Raw genomic sequence first — 8,492 nt, forward strand, 5'->3', positions numbered from 1 at the left:
TGGACTCATGGTTCTGGTAACGCTGTCATACTTAAATATTTTTTCTCCTGACAGAATACCGTTATGTGAGCTTTCTTACTTTTCAGACATCCTCTTAATTACACCTCTATATTCTCAACAAAACTTGGTTTTTTAGTTGCGATAGCGTAACCGCCCAGCGTAGCTGATCGCATCCCGAAACAAGCTATATACATCCAAGGTTTGAGCACCTCACAAAATCGCGTTGCTCCCGTTGTCTAGTTTAATCGCGATCACCATAACATCTGCCTTGGTATTTCCAATCTTGTACTACTCAGACTTTTTTAAGAAATATAATCTGACTGCTACAGTTGTAAGCGTCAGTGACGGTGACACTATACGTGTCAATACTAACAACAAAACTGTCAAAAGCTGTTGGGTGTAGTACTGTTGGTAAGCCAAAGGTAGCTCCTATTGGTCTTACACCCCAAACCTTGCACCCTAGTTTTGGTTAAGATAGAAATTCGTCTGACGTTGCAAACAAAGTATGCCCAAGACTTGGAACATAAAAATAGATAACTATTTTCAAGCCAACCCCGATTGCATCATCGCCACCGCTCATGTAGACAACTTCCCGATAGACCTCCCCCTAGAACCGAACATCCGGGAACCAAACCGTAAAAGCGCAACCTACAGACAAATCTTTGATTCATTGACAACCGAACCTGCAAAATTCTTCTCTCGCCACAGTGGAATTGTTCTGTCAGACAATAAAGCTGAACCTGTCAAGAATAAAACTGAGCTAGAACTGGAGATATTAGAAGCTAACGAGGGGGGTAGTGATGGGATTTATCAACGGAGCGCATACAGTTCTAGCCTTTGAACAAGCTAAAAACTATAAATAGGATCTACCCAAGCTAAGGTAAAAGTTACGATTCACATCGGACTGACTGAAGAATCAGCCAAGGATATAGCTCTAGCTTCAAATACCACAACACCAGTTGATTCTCGCTCCAAAGTTAACGCCAGAGGTGATTACAAATTTCTCAAGCAGTATTTAGCCCAGTTATAACTCAAAGAAGATAGAAAATTCCGCATTGCCTATTACCAAAACCAAAGCGGCGCTCCCAGAAATGCCCAGTGCAATGTCACCCATTTGCTCAAGCTCCTTTACTGCCTCGACAGAAATAAATACAACCCTGACAGCAATAAACGAGTCAAACAACCAGCAGGTATGAGTATTCCCAGTAACATCACAGACACGGAAAGGGAAAGATTAACTGCACTTTTGCCTCTGCTATCTCAAGGTCTGTGGATAGAGCAAAGGCTCTACGAAATCATCCAAGAACATATCAGCAACCCCAGAAGAAAGGGTTCCAACGATTTGGCATCAATAGATATACGTAAAACGACGCTTCTGCCTGACAGCAAGTACTCTTTTGGGTTTAGTATTTTGTTGTTGGTTTGGCTTGGGCATCTCATATTTGCCAGTGCGCCGCAGGGATGGAAGGACTTCGTGAAATACCCAACGCTGGAACCGTTTGGCAACTGGTTTACGCGATTTGAAAATCAGACGGTAAAGCCCAGGCTCAGTCACAGTCAGCATTTCTTGTCCTTGAGGGTTGTCATCACCAGGGGTATAGACATTAGCTAGACCCCTCTCGTCTTCATCGAAAGAACCTAACGCATCACTTGGATTCTTAATTTCAAGAATCGCACAGACATCGGCAGCGACCCATTCTGGTTTCTCTGGTGTACCAACGAAGCGAACTTCTTGAGACTCAAACACAAAAATTGATAGGTATGACATAAATTCAACTTTCCTTAATTGTTACCCAGTTAGTTAAAACAGCCATACAGCAAGCGGTTAACGTTGCTCTTCTTAAGGTTTTACTTTCATGTTTAGCGATGTAACCGCCCTCTAATTCGTTCTGTTCAAAAGAAACTCCAATTACGTCAAAAATGTTATTAGCAACATCAAGAGAAATCGATTTCGACCAAGACATATTTACTCCAATGAATCTAAGAGTTCAGCTAAACAATTAAAACCAATCTTCAACTACTTCAACCTACTCCCTTCTTTGAACCAACAATTTCCCAGACACCCCAGCCGAAAAGCCCAATCCAATCGCCGCTACAGTCACAGTGGGCTTGATAAATAACGTCGCAATTCCAATAACTGCACCCCAAAGACAGCCATAATAGCAAATGATAATCAACTGATTTCTGGGTTTAGCCCTTTCGTCTTCAATAGATTGGTGAACGATGGCATAGTTTTCCATCTGATTAATAATTTCTAGTAAAGAAGCGCCGTACTGTTTTTCTAGGCGTTCAATAGCCAATCTGTCTTGCTTAACTGGACTGATAGCTAGTTTTTGTAATGCTGTGGTTAATTTTTCGCTCATGACACCAAAAAATTAAGAGAATCATCCGTTAAAAAAATTGTGAATAATGATGAAAGAGGAAATGTCAAATACGGGTTAACGCAAGAAAGCAAAACTTAATTCGTAGAGATGTAGCCTTAATCCAAGTCTGGTGGTTGTTGAGTCCACCTTTTTGTACCCAGACTTGATGGTAGTGAACTCAGATGCGGCTGCTACTTCTGCCATAGTAATTTTCATGGCAACGGGAGCATACCCCTACACAATCCCAGCCAGGAATTTCGTAACCAGACACGGAAGCACGAGGAAAATGCAGTAAAAACATTTCCAAAATCCGGCGCAGGAGCGATCGCCGATAATGTAGATGATGTACTATCGTAGCTTTGCCATGCCAGGGATTATTAGTGCAACGGCTTTGAAGACGATAGACACGACGGCAAGTTATTGACCAGTTACTAGCGTATTCAAATGAAGTTAAGGATTTACGCATTATGTAAGTCTAATTGGTTCAATAATTAATGAGATTCGAGGCAGAAGTGAATAAAATATCCAATCAAACATCAATTTTAAATTTGTAAATTAATCTTTGATGGTCAGTTTGACGAATAAGTGTGATAATTGCTGTTTTTAATTCATCAGCACGCTCATTCTCCCCCAATTCTTTGACGATAAAATCTTCAAGTGTTAGATGCCGTGTCCGCTCCAAAAAATCAATCATTGCCCTGAAGGACTTCTTTGTGCGGCGGCTGTCACTGTTCTCAACTGTTGCCGTTGTTGGGTTGAGAATGAATCTTATGTTGGTTTGTCATTGTCCCTGTCAAGAGCAGAATAGTTAGGCAATTCTGGCATTGCGCCCCATGTGGAATTACCGCCAAAGAACACAGCGCGGTTGCAAGGGGAAGCTTTAATCAAAGTGTTTATTTGCACTAAATCAATCATTTCTAGAATCGGTGACTTTTTCCATTGTTTTAAAACATTAGTATTTTTGTCAGAAATAATAGCGACCGCCGTAATTTGGCTAGTAGCTGATAAATTTAACCCTAATGGCCCAACATAAGGAGATTGAGCAAGTAGCCAAACATTCTCCTTGCTAGAACCGCCAAGTGAAGAAATATGTAAAATTAATGTTCCAATCCGCTCGTTTCGGCATTTTTTAGCCGCATCTCCAAGGGTGGAACCTTCATCAATAACTAATAAAGATTCTGATTGGTTATTAGCCCATTCGATGTACCCTATTTCTTCGTTGGTTCCGTCAAGTACTTCGTCCATCCATTTACAAATATTTTCTGGGGATTCATCTTTGCATTTTTTACGTCGAACAACGTCAACCACGCACTCTGTATAACCATATTCAGATGGCTCATTTTTGGGGTCAATATAAAAGATTTTGCGGTTTGGGTTTTCGGCTTTGATTCGACGTAGGGCATTAGCAAGCAGCATTCCTTTACCGCTTCCACCAATCCCAAAAATGATGCAGTTACGGATAGGTGAAGCAATTTCTTGAACTATATCTATAATGTGTGTGGGATTGTGAACTGAAGATGAAGTATTAGTAGTTGCGAGTTCAGTAGAATGCGAATTAGATTGCTGTGAGATAAATGTGGATTGTTGCAGGGAATTAGAAGAAGTAATCAGGAAATCAACTGTGTAGGTAAAGATTTTCAACACCTCTAAGTTGCTGACAACAGAGATTGGAAGATGATTGTATGTACGTTTGAGTATCCTGAGAGTGGGATCATCAGTATCTTTCTCTTGATAGCGAGAACGCCCATCAGCCTCGGTAACAATCTTTTCTATAAACTTTTCATTGTTATAGAGAATCAGGGGCAGTATTTCAATAATCTGAATTACGCTCCAAAGTATTGCTCCGAGTATCCAAGAAAGACTCTTTGAAAATATTGCTGCAATCCCATTGAGCAGAGGGATTGAAGCGACCAGAGAAATAAATGCGCTACTGGTGGCTTTAGCTCCTAAAAAAGATACTGCTCTTTCATAAGGCTGAATGTTTAAGTAGGCAAACCAGATACCAGCTATCACTAATCCCCAATACAAAAGCCTCAAAGCAGGGTTAGTTTTTAGCCCATTCTCTCTTTTAGGCATCGTAAAATTCACTGCTTTGCTCCTGAATCTATTGGTTGGCTGTATGTGCCACCACGAAAGCGTTTAAGCCGAGTGGCAACTAAATCTCTATTTCCGGGAAAAGCGATCGCCTCCACTTTTCCTCTCAAGGTAATCACACCAGTATTACCATTGGCATCACAGACTACAGTTCCTTTAGGCAACGGGTTTAGTGTGATTCTGTCTAGGATCACTTTTCCCTGCACAATCGTCACGTATTTATGGGGGTAGACAGTAGCCACAATCGGCAGACATCCAGTTTTATATCTGGCATCAGCAATTTTGGCTTGTTCCTTCTCAAACTCAAGTTGCTGCTCCAGGATTGTTTGCTGTTTAGAATTTTGAGCAATAGATTGCTTAATATCAGTGATTGCTCCCATATTCCTTTGAATATCACCAGAGGAATAAAGTAGAGATGCCCCAATTAACGTGCCAAATACAATTGATGTTTTATGTTTTCTCCAAAGCCAGGGGAAGTTCACTCGCCCATCTCCTCTAAAAAAGCATCAATACTAAAACTGGTATCCGTACTTGCTCCCGATTCAAAGTTCTGTACATCCGATTTGACTTGAGGGGTCAAAGCTTTAACCTCACTCAAAAACACATCAACGTCTACTGTTTCGACACTGTAGCCAGCAAGCAGTTTGTTTATCTGTCCATCATTGTCCGAAAGCTCACGCAAGTATTGGGTGCTGTACTGTGTTTGCTCAAGGAAAGAATTAGCAACTGCACCTCTGCTATGGTCTAAAGCCCTTTGAAAAACTTTTGCTTCTAATATTGCTATAGCATTGGCTTGGGCTACTGCACCATTCATCACCACCCGAATCATCCCCGCCATCATCTGATGATTGACGTTTGGGATAACACTAGCCGCCATGTTAGTTGCTTGTTGAATCGCAGACGATTCTTGTTCTGATGCTGGCAGGTGCAAATGGTTATTAATTGCTGCACCAGCAAGTTCAAACACTTTCTCCAACTCTTCTGTGATATCTGGGCTAAACTCATCGCCTTCGGGGTCAACATCTGCTCCGTGGTCACGCATGATTCGGAGTGCTTCTATCACTTGCACATCGCTGTAGCGATCGCTAAAATATTCGATTACTTGTTTTCTGGTAAACATTATTGTTTCTTCCTCCATTGTTCAAAATCTTTGCGACGTAAATGTATGAAATTTGTAATTAGAAGTCTTTTGACTTCTTCGTACTTCTTACCCTTCATCAAAAAAAATATAGTTGCTGATAAAAACCTTTGGTATCCGTCAAGGTAGTTACTTCGGCAGCCTTTTCTTGTTGGGAGCAAGGCGATTTTCTGAAGTGAGGCAAAAAACGAGCGATGCCTTCTCTACGAGACGCTACGCGAACGGCGGGCTACGCCTACGCTAAAACATCTATTTTCAGGAAAATATTAATATATATACTCAGTAAATGTTGCTCCCATCCTAACTATGTCCTCCGACCACAAAAAAAGGCAGTTTTTGACCAGATATACCCTCGTCCCCTACCAATTAATTTAAACGACCCAAGTTTTGGATTGGGTACAAGTGAATTTGTTGGTCAAGATACTGGTGATGTCTTTGCAATCATGGGTGAAGGATATAACTTTGACGGAAGACAAACTCCGGCTATAACTCGTTTAGGCAACGCGGATAATTCAGTTTTTTCCGTGCCTAACTTCTATGGGGCACATGGCTACGATCCCAACATCCCTAATCTCAGTGCCATTTTCTATGCCGCAGGTCCCGACATTAAACGCCGTGGCAATATCGGCACAATTCGCAATATCGATATAGCCCCCACTATCAACAGTTTACTAAGTGTTCCTTCTGCCCCAACTGTTCAGGGAAAAGCTCTCAAGATTAGAAAGTAACTACTTCGTTATTCTTGGAGTGCTGACTTCTCCACCCCCTGGGATGCTGGGTCAAACTACTATTCAGTAGCTTGACCGCTCCCAATCAAGCGTTGGCGTAAGCGCGTCTCGTAGAGAGGAAAAAAGAGCGATGTCTACGACAACTCCAAAGGATAACGCACATGCCTAATGAGAATAGGTTTAACTGATTGCGTTCCAAGGGTATTATAAAGGGTGTAACTGACTAGCTGATTATCCAAAAGAACTGAATTAAGTAAAGCTGTTAGTTAACGGGTTTAGGAGTGTGTAGTTTACCACCGCAGGCATCGCTCCCAATTCAAGCGTTCACGTAGTGTCCGCACCAGAGGAAACTAAGCGATGCCTGCTGCGATCGCACTCCTGTGATCACTATCGCCCATATTCAACAATTGCAATAAACAGGAACTGTTTAGTAGAGTGTCACCCCACTATTGTAAGCATTCACGAAACTGGTGTAGTCGTACTCGACTTGAGTTGCATAGTCTAGAGCAAAGTTAACAATCTCATCAAAAAATACAGCCTTGTTACCACTGGTAATATCAGTCACTTGCTTGTCAACGCTTTCTGGAACAATGCTAGCATCGTAATCTTGATCGGAGATAGCATGGTTTTTAGCAACGACCTTACCTGCATATCCCATCGCATCCATGAATTTTGATTTAGTGGTTAGTAAGGTATAGTCAAAGTCCATCTGGTAAGGAGATTTTTCATGCAGCATAAAGGGGATACCACTGACCGTAGTGTAGCCAACCAAAGGGTCAGTATTAGAGAGCATCGCTTTGGTGGCGATTGTCACCCTCGCTCCTTGATGATTTCCATAGACTGAACTTGGTAGTAAACCTGGAACTGCGATCGCCACGGCGCTAGAAGCTTCCTGCTTTATCTCCAAAATCCGGTCATCATCGGTTGCTGAAGTTGGGCCCTCAATCAGCAAGTAATACCGATACTTACCAAGACTACCAGTACCGGAACCTAATTTGAGACGAATATCTTTTAGGGTGTAGTAACTATTGCTGTAACGCTTACTGCTAGAAATTGAAGCAATGTAGCTGCTCATCGCTCCAGTAATATCTGAGTAGGTGCTGCTGGATACAGGCTGGAGTTCAGAGGTTGTCTGAAAAACTCGATTGCTACTACTATTTAGCAGCGTGTACTTATTTAGCAAACTAGAGCGGCTCTTGGCTGCTGCCTGTTGAATTAAATCTTTGAACACACCATTGGTATTGCTCTGTTGCAAACGGTATGATAGCTCGTCATTAGTCCCCTTAAAGTCGCTCATCTTGTTGAGGTAAGCATCCAGGAAATTTCGGACAATATCTTGACCATCACTGGAGCTTAGGCCGTTTTCTTTGGCTGCTAGGAGAATCGAGACTGCCATACGTCGCAAATCCCAAACGTAGGGCCCAAGATAACCTTCATCAAAGTCAGTGGTATCAAAGACGTTATTATCGTTGCTATCCCTCATTCCCCCAAGATTTTGCAGATGCATATCCCCCTCTAACCAAATCGCTCTTGTAGAGGAATTGACAAATGCTGAACCTGGTAATGTTTGCATATCGCGGTAGAAGATGTCAGCCGTTCCTCGATAAAAGGCGAAGGGGCTAGCTGTCATCTTTTGCATTTTCGTTGCCAGTTCTTGGGGCAATTGAGAAGCAAAGGGATGGTTGTATTGGTAAATTTCATTTTCCACCCAAGTTGAACGGGGAGTTGCAGCAACAGATGCAGATGCAAACCCCAAATTTAAAATGAATACGGCTGCGATTGCAGATATGTGTTTGAGCATGAAAGTCTTTTAGATGGTAAAGAAATTAACTCTTGCTGGACTCTTGTGTAGACACAACCATCCAACAACAATTCTTTTACCACCTTGAGTCATAACTTATAAAGTTATTTAAAGCACAATGTAACAACTATTTATAGCCAGTAAAAAGATTGCTGTCAAGAATTTTACGCTGCCCCCATAGAGGAAAACCAAGAGCGACACCGGACAGCCCCTTAAAGTAACGTGAGTTCGACGGATAGAAAAGTCCAAAAAGCTTGTTAGGTATGAATTTGCTTAAGTGGGCAGGTGAAGTGCGATCGCTACGCTCACCGCAGGCATAGCTAAGATTGATTGAGAATGTGTAAAAAAGTCACAAAAAAACGCCGAGA

The 8,492-nt window shown here is 41.9% G+C and carries 10 protein-coding genes and 1 pseudogene; 2 read left to right on the forward strand and 9 right to left on the reverse strand.

Going from position 1 to position 8,492, the window contains the following annotated elements; genetic code table 11:
• Positions 1–505 precede the first annotated feature (505 nt).
• Positions 506–1,030: pseudogene (locus V7L20_RS09175) on the forward strand (AIPR family protein).
• A 318-nt stretch (positions 1,031–1,348) separates the two neighbouring features.
• On the opposite strand, the gene V7L20_RS09180 reads toward V7L20_RS09175, so the two are convergent.
• The 8 genes from V7L20_RS09180 to V7L20_RS09215 all read right to left on the reverse strand — a co-directional run bounded on the left by V7L20_RS09180 (position 1,349) and on the right by V7L20_RS09215 (position 5,577).
• The gene (locus V7L20_RS09180; RefSeq protein ID WP_334743774.1) at positions 1,349–1,768 is read right to left on the reverse strand and encodes a BRO-N domain-containing protein; all 420 of its coding nucleotides are present in this window, start codon (positions 1,766–1,768) and stop codon (positions 1,349–1,351) included.
• A 4-nt stretch (positions 1,769–1,772) separates the two neighbouring features.
• Complete coding sequence (locus V7L20_RS09185) at positions 1,773–1,964, reverse strand: hypothetical protein (protein WP_334743775.1); 192 nt, start codon at positions 1,962–1,964, stop codon at positions 1,773–1,775.
• A 63-nt stretch (positions 1,965–2,027) separates the two neighbouring features.
• Positions 2,028–2,363, reverse strand: coding sequence for a hypothetical protein (locus tag V7L20_RS09190; protein ID WP_334743776.1), 336 nt, complete (start codon positions 2,361–2,363; stop codon positions 2,028–2,030).
• Between the two features lie 178 nt (positions 2,364–2,541).
• A complete protein-coding gene (locus V7L20_RS09195; protein ID WP_334743777.1) occupies positions 2,542–2,829 on the reverse strand; it encodes a hypothetical protein in 288 nt (95 codons plus the stop codon).
• Positions 2,830–2,892: 63 nt separating this feature from the next.
• Positions 2,893–3,057, reverse strand: coding sequence for a hypothetical protein (locus tag V7L20_RS09200; protein ID WP_334743778.1), 165 nt, complete (start codon positions 3,055–3,057; stop codon positions 2,893–2,895).
• Positions 3,058–3,131: 74 nt separating this feature from the next.
• Positions 3,132–4,439 (reverse strand): hypothetical protein, encoded by a 1,308-nt coding sequence (locus V7L20_RS09205; RefSeq protein ID WP_334743779.1) that lies wholly within the window; start codon positions 4,437–4,439, stop codon positions 3,132–3,134.
• 8 nt (positions 4,440–4,447) lie between these two features.
• Positions 4,448–4,939 (reverse strand): hypothetical protein, encoded by a 492-nt coding sequence (locus tag V7L20_RS09210; RefSeq protein ID WP_334743780.1) that lies wholly within the window; start codon positions 4,937–4,939, stop codon positions 4,448–4,450.
• Complete coding sequence (locus V7L20_RS09215) at positions 4,936–5,577, reverse strand: hypothetical protein (RefSeq protein WP_334743781.1); 642 nt, start codon at positions 5,575–5,577, stop codon at positions 4,936–4,938. Before V7L20_RS09215 ends, V7L20_RS09210 begins: the two co-directional genes overlap by 4 nt.
• A gap of 212 nt (positions 5,578–5,789) precedes the next feature.
• Here V7L20_RS09215 and V7L20_RS09220 point away from each other — a divergent pair, with 212 nt between their 5' ends.
• Positions 5,790–6,323: a hypothetical protein gene (locus V7L20_RS09220; protein ID WP_334743782.1), complete on the forward strand. Its 534-nt coding sequence runs from the start codon at positions 5,790–5,792 to the stop codon at positions 6,321–6,323.
• Positions 6,324–6,750: 427 nt separating this feature from the next.
• Here V7L20_RS09220 and V7L20_RS09225 read toward each other — a convergent pair whose 3' ends face one another.
• Entirely contained in the window at positions 6,751–8,124 is a 1,374-nt protein-coding gene (locus V7L20_RS09225) for a DUF2252 domain-containing protein (protein ID WP_334743783.1), read from the reverse strand.
• Between the last annotated feature and the right edge of the window lie 368 nt (positions 8,125–8,492).

The sequence above is a fragment of the Nostoc sp. genome, from assembly GCF_036916735.1.
Taxonomy (GTDB): Bacteria; Cyanobacteriota; Cyanobacteriia; order Cyanobacteriales; family Nostocaceae; genus Nostoc.

Excerpts from the sequence above, each read along its gene's own strand:
- V7L20_RS09180 (WP_334743774.1), bottom strand. The coding sequence starts at position 1,768 with ATGTCATACCTATCAATTTTTGTGTTTGAGTCTCAAGAAGTTCGCTTC.
- V7L20_RS09185 (WP_334743775.1), bottom strand. The coding sequence starts at position 1,964 with ATGTCTTGGTCGAAATCGATTTCTCTTGATGTTGCTAATAACATTTTT.
- V7L20_RS09190 (WP_334743776.1), bottom strand. The coding sequence starts at position 2,363 with ATGAGCGAAAAATTAACCACAGCATTACAAAAACTAGCTATCAGTCCA.
- V7L20_RS09195 (WP_334743777.1), bottom strand. The coding sequence starts at position 2,829 with ATGCGTAAATCCTTAACTTCATTTGAATACGCTAGTAACTGGTCAATA.
- V7L20_RS09200 (WP_334743778.1), bottom strand. The coding sequence starts at position 3,057 with ATGATTGATTTTTTGGAGCGGACACGGCATCTAACACTTGAAGATTTT.
- V7L20_RS09205 (WP_334743779.1), bottom strand. The coding sequence starts at position 4,439 with ATGCCTAAAAGAGAGAATGGGCTAAAAACTAACCCTGCTTTGAGGCTT.
- V7L20_RS09215 (WP_334743781.1), bottom strand. The coding sequence starts at position 5,577 with ATGTTTACCAGAAAACAAGTAATCGAATATTTTAGCGATCGCTACAGC.
- V7L20_RS09220 (WP_334743782.1), top strand. The coding sequence starts at position 5,790 with ATGCCTTCTCTACGAGACGCTACGCGAACGGCGGGCTACGCCTACGCT.
- V7L20_RS09225 (WP_334743783.1), bottom strand. The coding sequence starts at position 8,124 with ATGCTCAAACACATATCTGCAATCGCAGCCGTATTCATTTTAAATTTG.